General features: G+C 33.1%; 18 protein-coding genes and 3 pseudogenes. 15 read left to right on the plus strand and 6 right to left on the minus strand.

What is annotated here, in order from left to right:
• The first annotated feature begins 458 nt into the window (after nucleotides 1-458).
• The 3 genes from KFD70_RS26980 (at nucleotide 459) to KFD70_RS26990 (ending at nucleotide 3,213) form a co-directional block, all read left to right on the plus strand.
• Nucleotides 459-1,145 carry an IS6 family transposase gene (locus tag KFD70_RS26980; RefSeq protein WP_431613487.1) on the plus strand — a complete coding sequence of 229 codons (687 nt, stop codon included), beginning with the start codon at nucleotides 459-461 and terminating at the stop codon, nucleotides 1,143-1,145.
• Nucleotides 1,146-1,345: 200 nt separating this feature from the next.
• A complete protein-coding gene (locus KFD70_RS26985; protein WP_336454624.1) occupies nucleotides 1,346-1,861 on the plus strand; it encodes a DinB family protein in 516 nt (171 codons plus the stop codon).
• Nucleotides 1,862-2,286: 425 nt separating this feature from the next.
• Entirely contained in the window at nucleotides 2,287-3,213 is a 927-nt protein-coding gene (locus tag KFD70_RS26990; protein ID WP_336454623.1) for a carbohydrate binding domain-containing protein, read from the plus strand.
• A gap of 390 nt (nucleotides 3,214-3,603) precedes the next feature.
• On the opposite strand, the pseudogene KFD70_RS26995 reads toward KFD70_RS26990, so the two are convergent.
• Nucleotides 3,604-4,263: pseudogene (locus KFD70_RS26995) on the minus strand (HAD family hydrolase).
• Nucleotides 4,264-4,795: 532 nt separating this feature from the next.
• Here KFD70_RS26995 and KFD70_RS27000 point away from each other — a divergent pair.
• Nucleotides 4,796-5,779, plus strand: coding sequence for an alpha/beta fold hydrolase (locus KFD70_RS27000; protein ID WP_336454622.1), 984 nt, complete (start codon nucleotides 4,796-4,798; stop codon nucleotides 5,777-5,779).
• 77 nt (nucleotides 5,780-5,856) lie between these two features.
• Here the strand turns inward: KFD70_RS27000 and KFD70_RS27005 are convergent, their stop codons facing one another.
• Nucleotides 5,857-6,540 carry an IS6 family transposase gene (locus KFD70_RS27005; protein WP_431613488.1) on the minus strand — a complete coding sequence of 228 codons (684 nt, stop codon included), beginning with the start codon at nucleotides 6,538-6,540 and terminating at the stop codon, nucleotides 5,857-5,859.
• Between the two features lie 380 nt (nucleotides 6,541-6,920).
• Between KFD70_RS27005 and KFD70_RS27010 the strand changes: the two genes are divergently transcribed.
• The 8 genes and pseudogenes from KFD70_RS27010 (at nucleotide 6,921) to yknW (ending at nucleotide 12,055) form a co-directional block, all read left to right on the plus strand.
• A complete protein-coding gene (locus tag KFD70_RS27010) occupies nucleotides 6,921-7,247 on the plus strand; it encodes a putative cyclic bacteriocin (RefSeq protein ID WP_336454436.1) in 327 nt (108 codons plus the stop codon).
• A 59-nt stretch (nucleotides 7,248-7,306) separates the two neighbouring features.
• Nucleotides 7,307-7,810 (plus strand): stage II sporulation protein M, encoded by a 504-nt coding sequence (locus KFD70_RS27015; protein WP_174103854.1) that lies wholly within the window; start codon nucleotides 7,307-7,309, stop codon nucleotides 7,808-7,810.
• A gap of 22 nt (nucleotides 7,811-7,832) precedes the next feature.
• The gene (locus tag KFD70_RS27020) at nucleotides 7,833-8,471 is read left to right on the plus strand and encodes a YIP1 family protein (RefSeq protein ID WP_174103855.1); all 639 of its coding nucleotides are present in this window, start codon (nucleotides 7,833-7,835) and stop codon (nucleotides 8,469-8,471) included.
• Nucleotides 8,472-8,488: 17 nt separating this feature from the next.
• On the plus strand, nucleotides 8,489-10,186 hold the full coding sequence (locus tag KFD70_RS27025) for a hypothetical protein (RefSeq protein WP_336454435.1): 1,698 nt from the start codon (nucleotides 8,489-8,491) through the stop codon (nucleotides 10,184-10,186).
• Nucleotides 10,187-10,196: 10 nt separating this feature from the next.
• Nucleotides 10,197-10,889, plus strand: a complete 693-nt coding sequence (locus KFD70_RS27030) for an ABC transporter ATP-binding protein (RefSeq protein ID WP_336454434.1) — start codon at nucleotides 10,197-10,199, stop codon at nucleotides 10,887-10,889.
• A 15-nt stretch (nucleotides 10,890-10,904) separates the two neighbouring features.
• Nucleotides 10,905-11,150, plus strand: coding sequence for a hypothetical protein (locus KFD70_RS27035; protein ID WP_336454433.1), 246 nt, complete (start codon nucleotides 10,905-10,907; stop codon nucleotides 11,148-11,150).
• 5 nt (nucleotides 11,151-11,155) lie between these two features.
• Nucleotides 11,156-11,239 (plus strand): annotated as a pseudogene (locus KFD70_RS27040) (hypothetical protein); the annotation flags it as partial.
• Nucleotides 11,240-11,356: 117 nt separating this feature from the next.
• Nucleotides 11,357-12,055 carry a YknW family membrane protein gene (gene yknW, locus KFD70_RS27045; protein ID WP_336454432.1) on the plus strand — a complete coding sequence of 233 codons (699 nt, stop codon included), beginning with the start codon at nucleotides 11,357-11,359 and terminating at the stop codon, nucleotides 12,053-12,055.
• Between the two features lie 361 nt (nucleotides 12,056-12,416).
• Here yknW and KFD70_RS27050 read toward each other — a convergent pair whose 3' ends face one another.
• From KFD70_RS27050 to KFD70_RS27060, 3 genes are all read right to left on the minus strand, one after another.
• Nucleotides 12,417-13,586, minus strand: a complete 1,170-nt coding sequence (locus tag KFD70_RS27050) for a serine hydrolase domain-containing protein (protein ID WP_336454431.1) — start codon at nucleotides 13,584-13,586, stop codon at nucleotides 12,417-12,419.
• A 249-nt stretch (nucleotides 13,587-13,835) separates the two neighbouring features.
• Complete coding sequence (locus KFD70_RS27055) at nucleotides 13,836-14,990, minus strand: hypothetical protein (protein WP_336454430.1); 1,155 nt, start codon at nucleotides 14,988-14,990, stop codon at nucleotides 13,836-13,838.
• A 325-nt stretch (nucleotides 14,991-15,315) separates the two neighbouring features.
• Nucleotides 15,316-17,640, minus strand: coding sequence for a S9 family peptidase (locus tag KFD70_RS27060; RefSeq protein WP_336454429.1), 2,325 nt, complete (start codon nucleotides 17,638-17,640; stop codon nucleotides 15,316-15,318).
• A 423-nt stretch (nucleotides 17,641-18,063) separates the two neighbouring features.
• Between KFD70_RS27060 and KFD70_RS27065 the strand changes: the two genes are divergently transcribed.
• From KFD70_RS27065 to KFD70_RS27075, 3 genes and pseudogenes are all read left to right on the plus strand, one after another.
• Nucleotides 18,064-18,780, plus strand: a complete 717-nt coding sequence (locus KFD70_RS27065; protein WP_336454428.1) for a response regulator transcription factor — start codon at nucleotides 18,064-18,066, stop codon at nucleotides 18,778-18,780.
• Nucleotides 18,770-20,200, plus strand: a complete 1,431-nt coding sequence (locus KFD70_RS27070) for a sensor histidine kinase (protein WP_336454427.1) — start codon at nucleotides 18,770-18,772, stop codon at nucleotides 20,198-20,200. The genes KFD70_RS27065 and KFD70_RS27070 overlap by 11 nt, the downstream gene beginning before the upstream one ends.
• 182 nt (nucleotides 20,201-20,382) lie before the next feature.
• Nucleotides 20,383-21,072 (plus strand): annotated as a pseudogene (locus KFD70_RS27075) (IS6 family transposase).
• 243 nt (nucleotides 21,073-21,315) lie between these two features.
• Here the strand turns inward: KFD70_RS27075 and KFD70_RS27080 are convergent.
• Nucleotides 21,316-21,622 (minus strand): Rpn family recombination-promoting nuclease/putative transposase (locus KFD70_RS27080; protein WP_431613489.1); only part of this gene is annotated, 307 nt, incomplete at its 5' end.

The following is a 21,622-nucleotide window of genomic DNA, read 5'->3' on the forward strand; positions in this document are numbered from 1 at the left end:
TTTTGTGAATTAAGAAAACAGAACAATTTATTGTGTTTAATTACTAGAAAATTCCATTTATACATTTCGCACAAATCACTTTAAATCAACGTCGATATCATAATAAATTAGTGAAAATATAGATATAGTTTAATAGAGAAGAATGTAGCATTCTTACAGATATATCTATATTTATATGCATGTTTAATATTCTATAATAAAATGAATTTCTTGTTATCACTACATATAATTCTTGAATATATGTAAGTCACTAACATTCTGACCATATATTTTTGAAAGGGTTGAAAATTGTATATTTTTTACAAAATGTGAGTTATAATTTTTTTGAAGAGCAATCTGTAAGTCCTATTGAAATATGTGGTAAATTTACATGGGATATGAAATGCATATTCGGGTTCTGTTGCAAAGTTTTCTACATGAAGCTACACTCTAGAAAACAGGATCTAGGAGAATCAGACATGAGATATTTTAAAGGAAAACAATTCAAGAAAGATATTATTTTAGTAGCCGTCGGCTACTACTGTCGTTTTTCTTTAAGTTATCGCGATGTATCTGAAATCCTGAAAGAACGTGGTATTTCAGTTCACCCAACAACCATCATGCGATGGGTTCATGAATATGGCAATCTCATCTATCAAATTTGGAAAGTAAAAAATAAATCTGCGCGCTTATCTTGGCATTTGGATGAGACTTATATCAAAGTTAAGGGAGAATGGCGTTATCTCTATCGTGCAATTAATAAAGATGGACACACATTGGATATTCAACTTCGTAAAAAACGGAATCATCAAGCTGCCTATGCCTTCATGAAAAGATTAGTAAAACACTTTGGAGAACCTACGGTTCTCACTACAGACAAAGCGCCGGCATTACTTTACGCATTTAACAAATTAAGAAAACAAGGATTTTATCAAACTACCATCCATTGTACAATCAAACATTTAAACAATCTTATTGAACAGGATCATAGGCATGTAAAGAGACGTTTTGCCAAATCTGCAGGATTTCAAAATCTTCGCCATGCTTCACGTACGATAAAAGGTATCGAGACTATTCATGCCCTATATAAACAAAAGCGAAGTCTTCAAAGAGACTCCGCCTTTTCAACGTACAATGAACTTCAACGATTATTAGCTACTTCTTAAACATTGCTCCTCATTTACCAACCTGTTTATGCTTTTTCAAACTTTGCAACAGAACCGAACTAATAAATAGGGGTGGTGGTGACAGGGTAGCTGTTACTACCCACCTTAACGTAGAGTGGTGAAGGAAAAATTTTGTATCGTAGAGAATATATACAGAATAGGAATCTAAGTATGTACTTTCAGGTGAAGGGAGAAATCTCATGAACAAATTTGTAAATGACAAGTTTTATGAAACGAGAAATAACCTATTAGAGGAGATTACTTTATTGAGTGACGCTCAATTCAATAGTAAACCAGATATGAATAAATGGAGTATAGCACAAGTTTGTCATCACTTAGTCTTATTAGATGAGAGGGCTATAAAAGTTATTTCCTCTGGATTAAAAGAGATTGATAGTACCCAAAAAGAGCGTCAAGAAATTCACTCTATATTATTAGATAGAACGAAAAAATTTACAGCTCCAGAAATTCTTGAACCAAGCTTAGAAGCATTTGAAGTTCACCAAATGATTGATTTGTTAAACGATTCGAGAAAAAAATTGATGACTTTTCTTAGTACAATAGAAGATGTATCCATATTAGCAAAAAAATCAGTGAAGCACCCTGCTCTGGGAGAATTACTTCTTGATCAATGGATAGAACTGATATATTTGCATGAACAACGTCACATTGAACAAATAAAAGAGATTAAATTACTTTGTGAAGTTGGAATGTGAAAATCTCTGTCCATTTTGTCACTTTACCTATAAGTTGGCCAGAAAACACTTATTTTTGTAGGTGATTATCTAATTATTCAACGGAATTGCATAAATTGGCCGTGAGTTAATTATTAACCCATAAGCTTGTCGTGTGTTTTATTAATGTAGCTTTGGAATAATGTTTGGTCAAATTGATACTAATAACCTTAATAAACGAGCAAGTGGAACTGACGCTTCCGTTAGTTAATAGGTCACTTTGCTCTCTTGATATGCTTTCTTTATCCGTTCAATTTGAGCGAGGTGTCCTTGTATATGTTGAAGATCCTTCAATTGAAAATAACCTATAAATCATTTATTAATAAAGTTGTTCTTTGGAAGGTTTATCCAAATATATAGAAAGTATGAAAAAATAAATTTTAATCTGATCAAAGGAGATGAAGAAATTGTTTAAAAAAATCGGTATAGGAGTATTTTCTACAGCAATTGTATTAAGTGCCAGTATAGGTTTTTCAGGTATTGTATCGGCAGATAGTCCATCTGCAAATGAACAAGTTAAGAATGGAGATTTTGAGGAGGGGCTAAATAACTGGATTTTATCTAATCCTAATTCTTCTACCGAGAATATCGGCACTTCTGAACCAGGCAATCATTATCTGAAATTAATACATGCAGACACAGCCTATCAGCTTGTTACTGTAAAGCCGCATACAGAATATACATTAACATTTGATGTAGCGGGAAGTATAGGTTCTCCAGCAGAAGTAACAGTAGGTAATCTGAATGCCACTCAAGAAATAGTTCCATTAACAAAGAAGCAGTATACAGGATTTAAGCCAGAACATCATGAGATGAAGTTTAAAACAGAGGAGGATGTGTCAAACTTTGCTGTCAAACTTGCTTCTACAGCAAATGGGAGGGTTAAGTTTGATAATGTACAATTAAAGGAAAAGGAGAAATCTTATATTTTAAATATGGATTTTGACCACAATTCAAGTTTAGAACCTCTTAAACCATGGGGCAATATAAAATACAATATTGAAGAGCATGCAGGAGTAAATAATTCTAAGGGACTTCATTTAAACGCATCATACGGTGGATATATTAGTGGATTCATAACTTTGAAGCCTAATACTACATACATACTGTCCGCATCTGGAAAAGCAAATACTCCTGGTTCAGAAGTATGGGTATCAGTAGGGGTTAATGGAAGAGGCCAAGCTGATTTGGAATTTACTTCCTCACAGTATGAACAAAAATCGGTCGAATTTACTACTCCAAATTCTATTAATTCAAGTGAATTCTACATTTATCATCTTGCTGCGTTCAGCTTTGATGTCAATCTTGATGATATCGTACTAGTTGAAAAGTAGCCATAATAAAAAATATATTTCTATCATTGACACATGAAAACAATTCTAGAAATGAGCCGCCATATGCCTGTCGACTCGAGACTTTGAAATGTATCCAAAACGAAGTTTGTTCTTTCTACATTTATTTATGGGAATTCAGCTCGTTTTTTCATTTTGAGGAACAATGAATTTCATAAATTGATGGCAATATGATACTATCCCTAAAAGTCGCAACTTTATTTAAAGGCAACATTAAAAATATTCTTCAAATCCTGGAAGCATAAGTTGACCGTTTTGTTATCAAGACCTAAATTATAAAAATCCCTAAAAATAAAGGAGAGCACATATTATACATGACTAATATATTCTCTCCTTTTATTAAAGCGCCCGTTAGCGGATTAACGAAAATGCTTAATATGTAAAATAACTTAGTAATTTATTAAAAGAATTGATCTCGGCATATGGTTTTATTTCAGTATCATTCTTGATCATATAAGGATTGAACTATATGCCCTTTATATTTGAATTTTGACAACCACCAATATCCCTTTCTAGATCGTCTCCAACGAATAATACCGTTTCCGGTTGCACATTAAGCTTATTTAATGCTAATTCAAATATGCGTTTGTCAGGTTTATTAAATCCCACTTCTTCAGAAATAATTATTATATCAAAACAACTATTTAAATTAGTGTTCATTATTTTAGCTTTTTGTCTCTGAGTTGAACCGTTTGTAATAATTGCAATTTTAACATGCTTCTTTATAGTGTTTACGATATTTATAGTATTTTGGTCTATAGGAAAACAACGTGGAAAATTATTATTCCAAAAATCCTGAATTTCATTGCTTGGCAATCTATATTTTGGTGGAAATTCATCAAAAAATGATTCCAAAACTTTTACTTTGTCACTATCGCCATAGCTTCTTTGGTCATATTCCCTAAACTTCTGCAACATTTCGTTTTTGACTGAACGCTTAATATCCCCATAACACTTCCCTAAAATAATTAAAAACAATTTATCTACTGCGTTATCCCTATTAAGTAAGGTATCATCCAAATCAAATAGCATTGCATTATAATCAGTCAAATAACTTCACTGCCTTTCTCATCTACTAATATGTATCTCTTTCCATCTTCCAGTATCACTTCTTGTACACGCATCACCCTTCACCTCTTAAACCCTTTTTACGCCTCCCGCTGTGGGCTTTGTCCCCTAACTAATAAAAACACATTTCATTAATCACATTATATACATAATGGACAATTTTTAATATCTGATTATTCTATCTATTTTGCATAAAAAATAGGATAGTTAACGTTTTGGCCAATTTATGCTTCTTTGAAATAAAGTCATGACGCTTGTAAAAAAGTTGTGATGCTTCACCTCATTTGGTTATGATTACCATAGGAGGTGTCCAAAAAAGAACATCTGAAATTGAAAAGTGATTAAATCTCTAGTTAAAAAGAATATTATCTTGACTATTCGAGCTGAACAATTGAATTCTATTTAGAAACAAAGAAGAAAAATTATTTACTATAAAATTTATTGGAAATTTATTTTTATATCGTATCCTTTCAATATAACTTGAAAGGAGAACCCCATGAGAAAATTATCTAAAGTATTAAAGAATATATTTATTATGTTTATTGCGGTTATCTTACTTATATTAGCATCTGTTTTTATATACCATAACAATCAATTAAGTAAGGAATCAGATCTTATTAAAGGTAAGGGAACAATCGTTAAGATTAATAATAAAAAAATGAATGTTTATAGTGAGGGAAACGGTAAGGATACATATGTATTTATGGCTGGCTCTGGGATTGCTGCTCCTGTTTATGAAATGAAAGGGGTATATAGTAAGTTTTCAAAAGAAAATAGGATTGCTGTAGTAGAAAGAGCTGGTTATGGGAACAGTGATGTTTTTAACGATGGAAGGGATATTGATAAAATATTAGAACAAACGAGAGAAGCACTTATTAAAAGTGGAAATAAACCTCCTTATATTTTAGTTCCGCATTCAATATCGGGAATAGAGGCTATTTATTGGGCACAAAAATATCCGGGGGAAATCAAGGGAATTATTGCGTTAGATATTGGTTTACCTCAGCAGTATGTGAAATATAAAAGCGAAGTGGATAAGTCAACATTAAAAATAAAAGGGATGAATATTTTAACGGAAATGGGTATTCATCGACTTCTACCTTCTGCTACTTATAATCCTGAAGTGATTCGACAATCTTTTTTAACTAAACAGGAAAAAGAAATTTATAAAGCAATATCGTATAAACAGTTTTTTAATGTTGATATGAAAGAAGAGCTCTTACATTCTTACGAAAACAGTAAAAAATCTGTTAACCTTCCAATACCAAAAGAAACACCTATATTATTTTTAGAGGCAGTTGCTGATCAAAATAAAAACTCGAAATATACAAAACAACATTACAAAGATTATAAAGAATTTGCAGAACAACTTGAAATAGCAGATGTTATAAAATTGAGGGGGACACACAGCATTTATTTATATCAGGCTAATGAAATATATAAGCTTTCTCAGGAATTTATCAATAAAATAGTGAAATGAAGGTTTGCATGATGAAGGGAGGTTCTGTTGCAAAGTTTCCGAAGACATAAAGAGATGGAGAATATTGTGGACCATTTTTATGAAACTATTAATAATTCATGTAATGCGTTATACGTCGAAAAAACGAAGTTTGGTTGAAGACTTCGTTTTTGTTTGTATATGGCATGAACAGTTTCTATACCTTTAATAGTACGTGAGGCATGGCGAAGACTTTGAAACCCTAAAGAACGGGAGAATCGACGTTTCACATGTCGATGATCTTGCTCAATGATATTATTGAGGTGCTTGATTGTACGATGAAAGGTATTTTTGTAAAGACCTATCTCCTTTAATTTTTTGAATGCGGAAGCTAAAGAAGGGGCCTTATCTGTCGTCAGAACCGTTGGTTCTCCAAAAGTTCGAACCAGTCTTTTCATAAAAGCATATGCTGCTTGTGTGTCCCGTTTTTGACGAAGTTGAATATCAAGTGTTTGTCCCTCTTTATCAATTGTTCGATATAAATAACACCATTGCCCTTTCACCTTGTAGGTTTCATCCAAACGCCAAGATAACAATGTGTTTTTGTTTTTCTTCTTCCAAATCTGATAAATGAGATTTCCATATTCATGAACCCATCGCATGATGGTTGTAGGATGGACCGATACACCACGTTCTTTCAAAATTTCAGATATATCTCGATAACTTAAAGAAAAACGACAGTAGTAGCCGACGGCTACTAAAATAATATCTTTCCTGAATTGTTTTCCTTTAAAATATCCCATTTATGATTCTCCTCACTCTGTTTTGCAAAAGTTTAGCTTAGTTTTAAAAACTTTGCAACAGAACCATACAAACTAATTTGTTAATGTACATTTTTCTTTTTTGATATGGTGAGGCCAAATAAGGATGACGAAAAAAGGGAATTTATTATTTGGGATTTATTTACAATTTCAAGGAGGGATTTTTTCATGTAGTTATCTAATTAGATTAATAATCAAATGAAATAATATTAAATTTATTTGAAATAAAAAGTTGGATAAATTTTAACTTCATTAAGTTTTATTGTTATTTACAATAATTATAACAATAAAAAAATGAAAATATAATACTTTTAATATATGAATTTATAGTTTAACATTTGGAATTGTAAGGGGGTGAAAAAATGGAATCTATGACAATTAAATCTCAAAAAGGTAATTTATACCTATATGCTCTTGCGATTGTTGGTGTTGCATCAATTTATGCTTTAGTAAATGCTGGACTAATTCTTCAACTTGCAGGAAAGGTTGCATGGACAGGTGTAAATGCAACAGCAATTTCTTCAATTTTAAATATGATTATTAATGGCGCAAGCATTGGTGGTGCAGTAGCTGCAGTTGTAGGTGTAGCACTTGGTGGACCGGTAACAGCTGTAATCACTGCTATCGGACGAGGCATGTTAATTAAATGGGTAAGACAACGTGGCTTCTCATCAGTTGTAAAATTCTAATTACTAGGAAAAATCAAGGTAACCATAAGGTTGCCTTGATTTTTTAAATGGAGGTTAAATTGGAAAACTATTTTATTTTTTTTAATAAGTATGCTACAAAAATAGCACTTTCAATATATTTGTTCGGAATGGCATTTGCATTAATATTATTCCTAATTTTAAATATAGATTTTGGTGAGATTACCTTTAATAACGATATTGGTAATTTTTTCGATATTTTTATACACAACTTAAAAGTTCAGATGTTTATATTTATGGGGGCGTTGCTTTTAGGTATTCCAACAATCATTTTATTGTTTATAAATGGTTTCTCTATTGGAATGACGGTGGCACAAGCTATTATTTCTGAAAATCTAATAGAATTACTATTACACATTTTACCACACGGGATATTTGAAATACCCGGATTTCTTATAATTTCTATACTTTCTTATCAAGTATTATCTGTTTTTAATCAAGAGAAAAAGTTGAAGGCACTTTTTGGATTTTTTAATGAAAAAAAATATTTATTTTTACTAAGTTTCATATTAACATTTGTTGCTGCATTAATTGAAGGAATATAAATAAAAAATTGAGGTGTAGTCAGTGCAAGAGTATATAGAAAAAGGATCAATTTATAAGTTCTTAGTTTCACCAATTAAAAATTTAAAAAAGAAGAATTTAAAAGAACCCTTATTATTATTAACCCTACTCTTTATAGGAATAACAATAGTAAGCGGAGTAATTAGTAGCAAATTTATATTGAATAATGAAGCTGTTACAGAAATTCAATCAAGTATCACCGTAGAGAAAGGAAGATTAAATTTATTTTTAATTATAATTACATCATTTATGGCAATATTGAACGGGTTTACTAGCAATATTATTATTGCCTTTATATATAAAATAATTTTTATCCTTTCAACAAAAGATGTGAATTTTAGAAAAGTCTATTATATTTTCTTTTATATTGGCACTATTTCTTTACTAGGTGTAGTCTTTAATGGCGGATTATCTATTTTAGGTGACTATAACACGATTCAAAGTTTTTCTAGTCTTTCATTTATTATGTCAGATAACACCTATATTAAAGCTTTGTTAAAGCTTTTGGATGTTTTCTTTATTATTCAAGTTTACATTTTGGGATTATTCTTAAAAGAAATAGCTTGTTATTCTTGGAAAATCACGTTTTTAATTCTTATAGTACATACAGCAATTATGTATGTATCTCAACTCTTTATTTAATAAGGAGAATTTAATAAATGCTAAAATCAATGTTTATATATGTTTTATTCTACTCAAAATATATAATTCAACACAGAATAGAAAGTTTAGAAAAAGTTTTCCTGAAATTTAATAAGGAAGTATACTTTAGAAGATATGGATATATTATTTATACACTTTTCTTTATCCTAAAAATTTCATTCGAATGTATTATTTATTTAGGAATTTCATATTTTCTCAGTCTATATCTTAATAGTTTTGAAGCATGGATAATGTATTATTTATATTTTGTAGGTATCATTGGTGTTATCAATGGGATATCACTTACAAAAAGAGTTTTATCGCCAGTAGATAAAAACATTCTATATCTATTACCCTACTCTAATAGAAACCTATATTTATATACGTGGTTGTTAAAGTTCAGTGTTCATAATATAAATTCAATACTACAATCCATTATATTAGGAATATCTATATATATTATGTTTGGGAACGTTAACTATTTTATTTTACTGTTAATTGGACTTTTAATTTGTAGCATCATGGTATCTTATATTGTCACATTGTACATATGTGTTTTTTATGTCAAATGTATTCAAACAGGTTATAAAATAGCAGCTTTTATTACATCAATATTTAAAGGTTTAATGATATATATTTGTACATACTTTATAGCAAATTGGATTGTACACTGGCTCATCTCTGTAGAAGATATAAGACAGATATCTACTTGGAAAAACTTAATAGATGTATTTTTCAAACAAATTAAGATCTATATTTTTGAATTGAACATAAAAGAATTAGTGTATAGCAATAGCTTCAATAATATTATATTTACTGCTGTTACTATATTAGTGGTTGTTGTGGGGAGTATTCACTATTTATTGGCTGGAAAATGGTATAGATCTCAATGGGAGACACCGTTTAAAGGTGATTACTCTGATTGGATTTTGGTCTTAAACAATTTCTTTAATAAATTTGTTAAATCTCCTTTACTAAAAGTACAAATTCAAAACTTTTTTAACAACCGAATTCAACTTAGCCACCATTATTCTTACTTTTTTGGGCACTACTTTAATTACGCCTTTATCGCCCTTTCTAGTATAGTAGCTACGCTTCCGAATACTGGAAGTGTGGATATTGTTAAATTTGTTTTAATATATATCATATTTAATTCAATTTCAAAAGATGCATATGAAACTATAACCTTATTTCCTGGATTATTACGTTTTGATAGTGATAGTGGGATATTACGCTTATATAGAATGTCGAATGTTTCATTTAGTAAGCTATATCATTCAAAAATTCAATTTCAGAGGTTTTTAGGTTCTGTTGAAATGTTTTGTATTGTTATAATCTGTTTATGCATTATCAAACCTAGCTTACAAGAAACATTTTTTATTAGTTGTGTGATTACTTTAAATTACTGTATTACCCCTCACATAACTACACTATCTACATATATGTTCCCGCATCTACATAATCAGCACTACTCAGAAATGGAAGATTATGTAGAGACAGAGTTTGTTATAGATAAAGTGGCTTATCAATTCCGACAAATTATATTTTTCTGCACAGCTACACCCTTTTTAATGTTAGTATTCTTAGAAATTAATACAGATTGGATTTATCTGATCATTGGTAGTTTGTTTGTTATTATAAGTTTTGTCAGCTTGAAATTGATTAAAAATATTATAAAAAAAGCCGAGTTCAAACTCAATCAAATGGATATGTAAGGGAGTTAGTATGTTATTACAAGTAAATAATTTAAACAAGGCATATAAAAAATCAGAAGATGTGTTGAAAAATCTCAACTTTAGTATGAATTCAGATGAAAGGGTTGCAATTATAGGTAGGAACGGTGTTGGAAAATCGACCCTTTTAAAAATAGTCTCAGGATTATTAATACCAAATGAAGGTTCAATTTTGTTTCAAAATCTAGATTTATTGAAAAAGCCTGAGCTTCGTAAAGAGATTGGTTTTGTCTTTACAGAACCGATATTTTATGAAAGTTTAACAGTGGAAGAAAATCTAATATTTATAGCCTCACTTTATAAGGTGAAATCAATTAAAGGTACGGTTCGGGAGAGGATGAAAAAATTTAATATATATGATTTTAGACAAAAGAAAATTTCATCTCTATCCAGCGGTATGAAGCAAAAAGTACAAATTTGTGCATCTACCATCCATAATCCTAAATTATTAATCATGGATGAACCTTTTAATAAACTAGATTCCCTATCTCTTGAATTTTTATATGAATTTATATTAAATTTTGATGGCGGAATCTTATTTACGAGTCATGATAAAGAACACATATATAACTTAGCAACTAATATATTGGTTTTAAAAGATAAAGAAATATCACCTGGAATGGAACATCCAAATAAAAACGTTTCCCATACTGATTTTTATAAATGGTATGATGAAATTTTATAAAAAGGAAGGTATACCATGCAAAATAACTATTTTGAAACTGTAAAATTAACTTTAAAAAAAGACGTTAAATCAATTGAAACTTGGAGTGTGTTTTTTATTTTCTTTTTTGTTACATTATTTAGCTTGAAAAAGTTTGATAATGCTGGATTACCTATGTACATAAAAGTTTTTGCGATTTCTTTAGTAACGTTTATTATATGCTATCTTATTAAATGTTATAGAATCTTTAAGAAAAATAAAAAAAATTCAATTAAACAATAATTTAGGTTCTGTTCCAAATTATTTTCGGACTAATTCCAGCGAATAAAGCTGCAAAATTAGATCCGATTGAAGCGTTACGTTATGAGTAATTAATATTGTAGTAGAACTACACATTACCGTTCTAGTGGGCGGTTCGTAGCCTCTTGCATGAGGAAAGTGAACCGCCCGTTAGAATGGGTTATATAAATAGAAGGCGGCGTGTTATAATGGAAGCGAATTTAAATACACAAAAAGCTGGCGGAGAAGAGCCATCATTATTTGGAATGATCATTTCTCCTGGTTTACAGTTTGAGCGAATGAAAACGAGCGAGAAAGTTTGGGGTATGTTTTTCTTAGTTGCATTGTTACAAGGGCTTGTAGGTGGTTTGACGACATATGTCGTCAATACGTCACCTGAAATGATTAAAATGCAAAAAGAACTAGGTGAGCTTGCTGGAAAGGGTTCAATTACATCGGAAGTTATTTATGGAATTGGATCTAGTTTTGCTGGTGCAATAGTTGGAGCACTATTTATAGCAGCTATTTATAAAATATTTATGATGTTCTTTGGTAATGATACTCCTTACAAAACCTTATTGAATATTGTAGTTTATACAAACATTGTCCTTATTATTGGTGGACTTATTAATACAATTTTAAGTCTAATCTTTGGTAGTGGAACGACTCAGTATACTAGTTTAGGATTATTATTTAAGGAAGGTACATTTGCATACGGAATTGGTAATACAATTGAAATATTCTATGTATGGAATTTAGTTTTAATTTGGCTCGGATTACACATTACAGCTGGATTAAGTAAGGTGAAAGCATCAATTCCAATTATTGTTCTATTCATTATTAAAGCGGTATTCTTAGCGGCAATTATGGTATTAATAGCGAAATTTTTACCGGGGATGCCGATGTAAATAAATTCTGTTCATTATGAAAAAATCAGTAATAGATTTGCAACATTATTAACCGGTTCCTTAACGTACAAGGTACCGGTTAATTTGTGTCCAAAATGTGTCTAAACGTACAATTTTCTTTTTTTGATATGGTGGCCCATGCCCATCAACTTAAGAAAACAAATCCACTCCAAAACGAAAAAATGAGCTTTTTTATTACAAGTTAGGACAAAATCTCGTTCTGGGGGAGGTGTATTTTCTTAGCTTGATGGCGATGGGGCGGTACCCCTAGATTGGTACTATCAGTATGTCCAAGCTTCTTAGATTTTTTGCACTAGAGCCATAAAAACTATGACAAAGTTTATCCGCTTTTCCTTTTTGCCTACTTGTTAAATTCAGCAAGTAAAATATTTTTAAAAGGATCAGGACTATTAGCTCTACCCATACTGTTCAAACTGACGGCCAACGTATGCTTGCCTCCAATTGTACCTCCAGCAAAAGTAACAAACCCTGGAATGCCACCTGAGTGCCCCCATATTGAGACACCGTTGGGAAGCTTATTTTCATAGATTCCAAGACCATATCTGCCGATTTCAGCAATTCCTGTAGGAACTGTAGTAAGCATTTGTTTTAGTTGCTGTTCCTTCAGTAATTTGCCACCGAGCAAGGAAGAGAAAAATTTGTTTAAGTCGTCAGCAGTAGAAATCATATCTCCAGCCGAGCTGCCTATACTGGGGTTAAAATAGGTAACGTCTTTTAGCTCACTTGCCTCTTCTGGTTGGACATAGCCACGGGCATGCTTGGTGCCTGGAATAACGCTTGAATTGCCAGGTAGGAATGTATTCGACAATTCAAGCGGTTCAATAATCCGATTTTCAATCTCTTCCGCATAGCTGTTTCCGGTTACTTTTTCAATAAGGATACCCAGTAATACATATCCTGTGTTTGAATAAGACCAGCCCTTTCCTGGGGCAAAGTCTGGGGGCATCGAAAGTCCAATCTTCACTAGTTCTTCAGCGGTATACGATCTTTTTGTGTCCATAATATCAGCTTCTTTTGACCTTAAGTATTCAGCGATACCACTTGTATGGTTCAATATCTGACGGACAGTAATCTGTTTAGCATCATATCCGTTTCCTTGAATGACACCAGGCAACCATTTTTCGATGGAGTCGTCTAGATTCAGGCGGTTCTCTCCAGCTAATTGAAGTACAACCGTTGCAGTGAACGTCTTCGTTACGCTGCCAATACGAAAGCGAAAATCTGTTTTCATTGGTTTCTTGGTGTTCAGATCCGCTACCCCAGCGGCATACCCCCAAGTTTTTCCACCCTCAGAAGTTTTAGCAAGTATCCCCGGGTATCCAAGTTGTAATGTATCCCGCATAGCTTGCTTGACGGAATTACGATCTCGTTGCGTGCTTGTTTGTGACGAACTAGATACATTTTGAGTGGGCTCTGCTTTTACAATTGAGGTTGGTGTTGTGTATAACAGGGAACTTCCAGCTATTAAAAGGGCCAAACTTGCACATGTAATTTGACTACGTGTTTTCATAAGGCATTCCTCTCCTCTATTCATATTGTATAGGTGGTTGCTTGCTGTTTCATACTAACTATACAGCTATCATCTCTACCAATGACAAAAGGTCAACATTGAATTCGTAATCATCTTCATAATGATTATTTTTACAAACACCATTCTGTCCTATTTTTGTTAGCACCACTTAACCTTAACAAAACTTCGCAACAGAACCAAACTTTATTATAAAGCTACAGTATTGGTCTTTATCTTGTCTTTCTTGCATTATTTTTTAGGATGGACCGTACCATTCGAGTAATAATCCACCATATACTCCCATGTATACTTACCATAAGTAGTAGTCATATCCAAGTATCCTATACCATTAGCACCAGGAGATCCCATATAGTAAGTAAATGGATAGGATTTAGATGCTAACTCTTCTTTAAATGTTGTTTCATAATCAATTAATCTATTATATTTTGTAATATTAGTTGTAGTAGTACCGGCAATTTTCTCATCGTACTCCATATCCACTCCAATAGTTCCTATTCTCTTATTTACATAAGCTTGTGGAAGGATATAGCTTCCGTCTGTATAGGAAAGTGTTCCATTTATCATGCTTTTTTTAACAACTTTTAGTAAGTAATCGGGTTTGTTCAGAACTGTACCATTTTGTTGGGTATCGCCATGAAAATACCAATTAGGCTGTAGAAGCACTACATCAAAAAGATTGGTTTGATTGGTTATCCAAGCTACTCTTCTTAAAATATCAGTATCTGTATCAACATAAGGAGCCCATGCTAATTTTTTGTATCCGTTTGTGGAAGAAGAAGCCCATGTATCAAGCGCTTTAAATAGCTGGACAGTCACATTAGAGTTCATACTATTATTTAATTTACTCCAATAATCTCCAGTATATACTGTAGCTTTAGTACCATTTGGATCAGCAGTATCTTTATAAACATGTTCAACATTAACGTAAATACCTACTATATTGTTTGTCCAGATTACACTACCTAATTCGGTTTTGAATTTTTCTAGTTCTGCGGTAAGAGGATCAGATTTAAAATCTGTACTGTTTGAACCTCTATGTAAAGTCCCTAACCAAATTTTTGCACTACTATCTTTTGCTATGATTTTTTTGATTAAATCTAATTTTAATTTGTAATCAGTATCATCATGAACAGAAATTTTCGGTGATAAAACAATAAACTGGTTGGCTCCTTTCATGAGATTCGTAAGCTCAGTATCTGTATATGTGTTATAAGTGGTAGAAGCAGCAGGATCAATTTTTCCAGCATACATAAGAACCGATTTCATAGATGGACCAAACGTAGTTGCTGCCTCTGCGTGATTAGTTGCCCCAAATAAAGATGGCAGCAATAAAGCTGCGGCAGTTACAGTAGGTAACAGAAACCTTCTTAATTCCCTAATCATACATTTCCCCCTATTTTAGTTAAATTTTGTATCTTTAGGGGTTATGACAACGATTTATTCTTTTTCGGGCCACTTGCAAAAAAATTTCAAATATATGATAAAACAATAACTTTAAGGAAATTAGATTTGAAGTTTTCAAGGAAATCTTCTTGAAATGTGTTCCGTAAATTTATTTTTAGCAGTATTTACAAGTATTCTGTAAACAAACCTTGTTAAATTCTTCTTAAAAAGTTAACGGAACTCTAATTCTGATAACTAAAATAATGAGTGGCTCCAAAAAGTAGTAATTTTTTCCGTACCCCTAATAGAGAATACTATCTGTGCATTATCCTGGAAACATAGGATCTTTAATCGCATACTCTTTTGGCGGTTCTGCTTCCATTAGGTTTCGTATAAAATAGTCCCATCGTCGACGTATAAAGTAAACATCTTCCGAAATCCCATGATGCCGATTAGGAAGAATCAGCAGGTCAAAGTCTTTGTTTTCTTTAATCAAAGCATTTGCCATTCGCATGGTTAAAGCGGGATGGACATTATCATCCAGGTCTCCTGTCACCAAAAGTAATTTTCCATTTAGGTTCTTAACCAATTTTGTGTTATCTTGTTCACGGTATAGTTCTGAATTGAAAAGTCCTTGAAAACGTTCTCCCCAAGCCGCTAGGTATAAGCGTTGATCATGGTTCCCGCACCCTGATACTGCTACCTTATATACATCCGGATAAGTCAGTATAGCTCGAGCAGCTGCATAACCTCCTCCAGACTCACCGTAAATACCTACTTTCTTTGAATCTAGAAAAGGATACTGCTCTGCAAGCTGCTTAATAGCTACTACATGATCTTCAAGCCCTGCAGACCATTCCAGTCTCTCGTTAGAAAAATCATGAAATTCCTTTGACCTATAAGGAGTACCTCTTCCGTCCATTAGAATAACAGCAAAACCAAGCTGTGCAAAAGATTGAGCACCGCCCACTTGATCAAATGGTAGCCCTAATGCATACTCTCCCCCCCAAGTAAATTCTTTCGGTGTGCGAGTTATTTGAGGGCCCCCATAAATATAATCTAGGATGGGATATTTACAACCTTTGTTTATTTTTGCAGGAGGAATGAGTATTCCGTACAAATCCGTTATCCCGTCGGCAGCCTTGACAGTGAAACGCTTTGGAATTTGATATCCATTTGATAAGAGAAGTTGAATATCAGCTTGCTCTAATGTACAAATTAATTTTCCATCTGTTGAACGTAAAACTGATTTAGGTGGCATATCTACACGCGAAAAAGTATCTATAAAAAAACAATAATCAGGAGAAACAGACACGTTATGCTCGGCATTCTCCGGGGTAAGGAGCACTAAGTTTGATCCATCTAGCCGAGCTCGATAAAGGTGCTGAAAATAAGGATCACGTTCCGGTTCTCGGCCACCTGCAGTAAAATACACCCATCCTTCTTTTTCATCAACACCAATGAGTCGACGGACTGTCCAAGGTCCAGAGGTAATTCTATTTTTTAGTCTTCCTGTACGACTATCATAAAGATAAAGGTGTGACCAGCCGTCGCGCTCGGAATGCCAAATAAAAGAATTATCATGGCATAACCATTGGACATTTATACGCCCTTCGCCACTTTTAAGGTTGTAGAGGTCGGTAAATAGGAAAGTCTCACTCGTCTCCTCTAACAAAGCTTGAGTTTCACCAGTTTTTGCATGAGCGGCAACAAATTGCATAGATCGATAATCGCGAGACATTTTTGTGAAATAAACAAAGCCGCTGTCGTTTGTCCAATAAGCTGTTTGACAACCAGGGCTTAACGGTGACAAATGTCCAATAATCATAGGTTCTGTATCCAATTGAATCATCGATTGCTGTTCAATATCACAAATTACAAATTGGGCTAATGGAAGGTGTTTATCTCCGACTAGCGGATAACGGTATGAATGGATGACAGGTGGCTTTGCATCTTCAGAAGGAACAGACTGTATAAGAGCCATTTTTCGCACATTACGTTGATCAAGCCGGTGTGTCAAAATTTGTTTGGAATCTGGAGACCACAGTGCTGCTGGTGGAACCTTTTGGTTAGATAATCGTTTAAGGATAACGGAAGTTTCTGATTCCGGCTGAGTACCATAATCATAGTATCGTTTACCATCATGAGTTAATTGGATGATTTGTCCTGTTTCTAAAGAACGTACAAATAAGTTATATCCCTTGATAAATGCAGCCCAACGCCCATCAGGGGATGGAAGTTCATGCGCAGATAATTTTTTAGTTTTGATTTGTTTACAATGATAGTTAGTTAGATCGCAAATCCATGTGGATTCATCTACTTCAAATTGAATAGCCCTCTCATCATTGACATAGGTAAAGAAATTGAAGGGAAGGTTATCTGGATCGAACTGACGGTTCATTGCATTGGAGAGAGATTCTGCAAGCCTAGCATGATCGAAAGCAGGTTCTTTAGTATTTGACCATGGATTAACTATTACAAATTGCTTGCCGCGTCCGCTTTCTTTTCGTATATCCCTTTGATACCAAAAGCGGCTTCCTTTATCTAGCCAATTAGGAAAAACCTTGCCGTTAAATACATCTTTTATAGCGTTCCAAGAAAGTAGACGCTCTGCTTTCTCATAGTGTTCATCGGTTACTGATAATGTCATATCTATCACTCCTTTAATTATTTATAACATCCACGTTAGTGTAGTAAAAACATAGAATCATTCATTTTTCTCATATTCAAGGACTTACATAAAATACGAATCTAAACAGCTTATAGGTGAATTCTTCTTATTTTGGACAGACCTTACATGTTCTTTGCACCTACTTTTTCATTACATGCATCATTTCAAGCCATTTGACATGTAAGTATCATGATGTACAAGTCTTTTAGATTTCTTTGATATTAGCAGGGTTTTTTAATCTTACATTTCTTTGTAAGATTTTTAAATGCTCTTTCATGTAAGATAACATCATCTTACAATGTTGCTCTTTCCCCAAACTTTCATTTATCTTACAATAACCTTACAAAAGGAAAATTTTAGTTTTAAGCAAGGTTTTAATTAGTGGAAACGGGGGGAGAGAAAGTGGAGAGAACGATTATAATCGTTGATGATGAGCTTGAAATCATAGAGATACTAAGACTTTTTTTGGAAATGGAAGGCTTTTCGATACTGGAAGCGCGTGATGGTAAATCAGCTTTAAACCTTATACAGAAATTCAAAGTTGATCTAGCTATTATTGACATTATGATGCCCAATATTAATGGATACGAATTGATTAAAATAGTTCGGAAAGAATACAAAATGCCTATTATTATTCTTTCTGCTAAAAATCAGGAAATGGATAAAATTATGGGATTAGGACTAGGAGCAGATGATTTTATATCGAAACCATTCAGCTTGTTGGAGGTATTAGCACGAATCCAAGCTCAACTTCGAAGAACATATGATTTTAATGTTAACTCGTTAAATCAAGAGCGCTCTCAAACGTACTTTGATGACCTGGTGTTGGATCATCGCTCTTGTATTCTTTATAAGCAAGGACGCGAAATTAAACTTAGCGCTCTAGAGTATAAATTATTGAAGTTATTTATGGGGGAGCCAGGTCGTATTTTTACCAAAAAGCAAATCTTTGAGAACGTATGGTCTGATTACTATTGTTCAGATGACAATACTATCATGGTTCAAATTAGTAGATTGCGAGAAAAAATAGAAGATCATGCAAGAAATCCAGTATATTTAAAAACTGTACGAGGTTTAGGTTATCGATTTGCGAAGAAGGAAGAATTGAATGAACGATAAAAATAAAATATTTAACACCTTAATTAAAACTTATGTTTTCTTCTCGTTGACTCTTGGAATTAGTGTTGTTGTCCTACTTGTCATTTTAAATTTTCAAATGAAACAGAAGTTCGAAAATACTGTATTGTCTAATTTAAGAGCGACTGAAATTGTAAGACAGAACTACTCAGACATTCCCACCGATGCAATTGAGTCATTTAATGGATGGATTGAAATTCTCGATGAAAATTTGCACGTTGTTTATATCAAAGGGAAAAAACAAGATAACTCATTCGCCTATACGGAAAAAGAATTAAATAGCCTTTTTTATGACCAAAAGGAAAATCCGTATTACACTTCTCTAGCACCATTTAAAACAAAAGACGGTAAAACGGCCTATTGTCTCATTAAGATTCCCAAAACATATATAAAGCAAGAATTCACAGTAACAAGTGCAGCGAAAGACCATATTACAGCTTTTATAAAATTGTTGCTTCAAACCTTTCTTCTTTTTCTCTTTTTATTCGGGATTAATGTCTATATATATAGCCGATGGATGGCTATGAAAATAACCAATCCGTTACTTTCAATCGCTAATGGAATTAGAAACATTACGAATGGCTATTACTACAAAAGGCTTCATTTTAAGGCAAACTATGAATTAATGAAAATACAAAATTATTTTAACCTTATGGCTGAAAAACTAGAAAAAACAGAAATGGAGAAAAAACAATTAGAAGAAAGCAAGAAGCGCATGCTTGTCCATATTTCTCATGATTTAAAAACTCCTATTACAACTATTCAGGGCTATGTTGAAGCACTGCAAATGGGTCTTATTAAGGAGGAAGCGAAGAAACAGCAAGCTTTACGTATCATACATACAAAAGCACGACTCGTTACAGAATTAATTGAGGATGTTTTTGAATTGTCTAAACTTGAAAGCACCGACTATCCATTTGTGACTGAAATGCTGGATATTTCTGAATTTATTCGTGAAATATCTGCCGAATATTATGGACTGTTTGAAGAAAAACATTTTCACTTTCAATTCGAAATCCCTTCTCAGGAAATACTCGTTTCTTTTAACTATACATTATTATATCGAGCCGTTTCTAACGTACTGTCCAACGCCTTAAAATACAACCCAGAAGGAACGAATGTCTTCGTTTCGCTAATAGAAGATACTCAAAAGATACATATTAATATCATCGATGATGGCATTGGTATTCCTAATTCTATAAAAGAAAAAGTATTTGAAGCATTTTTCAGGGGAGACCAATCAAGAAAAAGTGATGGGGGAACAGGTCTCGGTTTAACAATTTCAAAACATATTGCGGAGAAACACGGAGGTCAAATTTACTTACATACTGACGAAGGAAAAACGAAATTTCAAATCACCTTACCTAAAGCTGGTTACAATAAGAATCTAGTACAAAATTAAAAAGACTTATGTACTTTACTCGCATAAGTCTTTTGGTTCTGGTGCAAAGTTTTCTACATGAAGCTACACTCTAGAAAACAGGATCTAGGAGGTTCTGGTGCAAAAACTTCAGGGGAATTGCAAATAATCTCTAAATCTTGGACATACTGATACTATTATTCTAAAAAAGGTGTGTGATCGGTATGAAAAAGGAAAATTTGTTCAAATGGAAGCGTTATCAACCTGATATTATCGTATTAACGGTAAGATGGTACCTACGGTACAACCTAAGTTTTCGTGATTTGGTGGAAATGATGGAGGAACGAGGTTTGTCTATTGCTCACACCACTATTATACGTTGGGTACATCAATATGGACCTGAATTAGATGAAAGAGTACGACGTCATCTTAAGACAACAAATGATTCTTGGAGAGTCGATGAAACGTATGTGAAAGTCAAAGGGCAATGAATGTATTTATATCGCGCAGTCGATTCAGAAGGAAATACCATTGATTTTTATCTCAGTGAATCAAGAGATAAACAAGCAGCCAAGCGCTTTTTCAAGAAAGTCTTGGCTGCTTCTCATATTTGTAAACCTCACGTAATAACAGTAGATAAGAACCCTGCCTATGCTGTAGCGATTCAAGAATTAAAAGAAGAGAAATGTATGCCTGAAGGCATACAACTAAGGCAAGTTAAATATCTCAATAATATAGTGGAACAAGATCACCGTTTCATTAAGAAACGTGTACGTTCTATGTTAGGATTCAAGTCATATGAAACAGCCACTTCTATATTGAGTGGCGTGGAAACCATGCATATAATGAAAAAAGGACAACTTCACTTACAGGTGAAGTCTGTCCAAAATGAAGTTAGATTCATACATAAATGATTTGGAATTACATCATAATCTACCATTGAACAGTCTATGCAGGTTTCTATGCTTCTATCAAATGATTTTTGCACCAGAACCCTTTTATGCTATACTCTTAAAGAGAACGTAACAGTGACAAGTCTCTTCTATGTATAAATATCTTGTCACTGATCTTTTCTCTTGTGTCTTCTTCTTGCATCTTGAAAGAGCCACAATCCCAGCCATTGGGGATTGTGGCTCTTTTGCTTTCTTAGTTTTTTATTATGAATTTTCTCTCAAAATATGTTCAACTTCTTCTATACTTAATTTACTTGCTTTTGCAATCGTTTCAATTGGTACACCAAGTTCATGCATACCTTTAATCATTTGTATTTTCCCTTGCTGAACGCCTTCTTGGATGCCTTCTTGGATGCCTTCTTTTTTCCCTTCATTACGAGCATGGGCAAACTTCGCCGCTTCATCCATCAACGCTTTCTCCCTTGCTTCATACGCTTGTCGGAAAGAAGAATCTTGACTCATACGTTCCCATTTATTCATTGCCTTTTGTAAAATAGGGTCTTGGTTCATC

Origin of the sequence: Bacillus pfraonensis, assembly GCF_050768835.1 — a bacterium.
Taxonomy (GTDB): Bacteria; Bacillota; Bacilli; order Bacillales; family Bacillaceae_G; genus Bacillus_A; species Bacillus_A pfraonensis.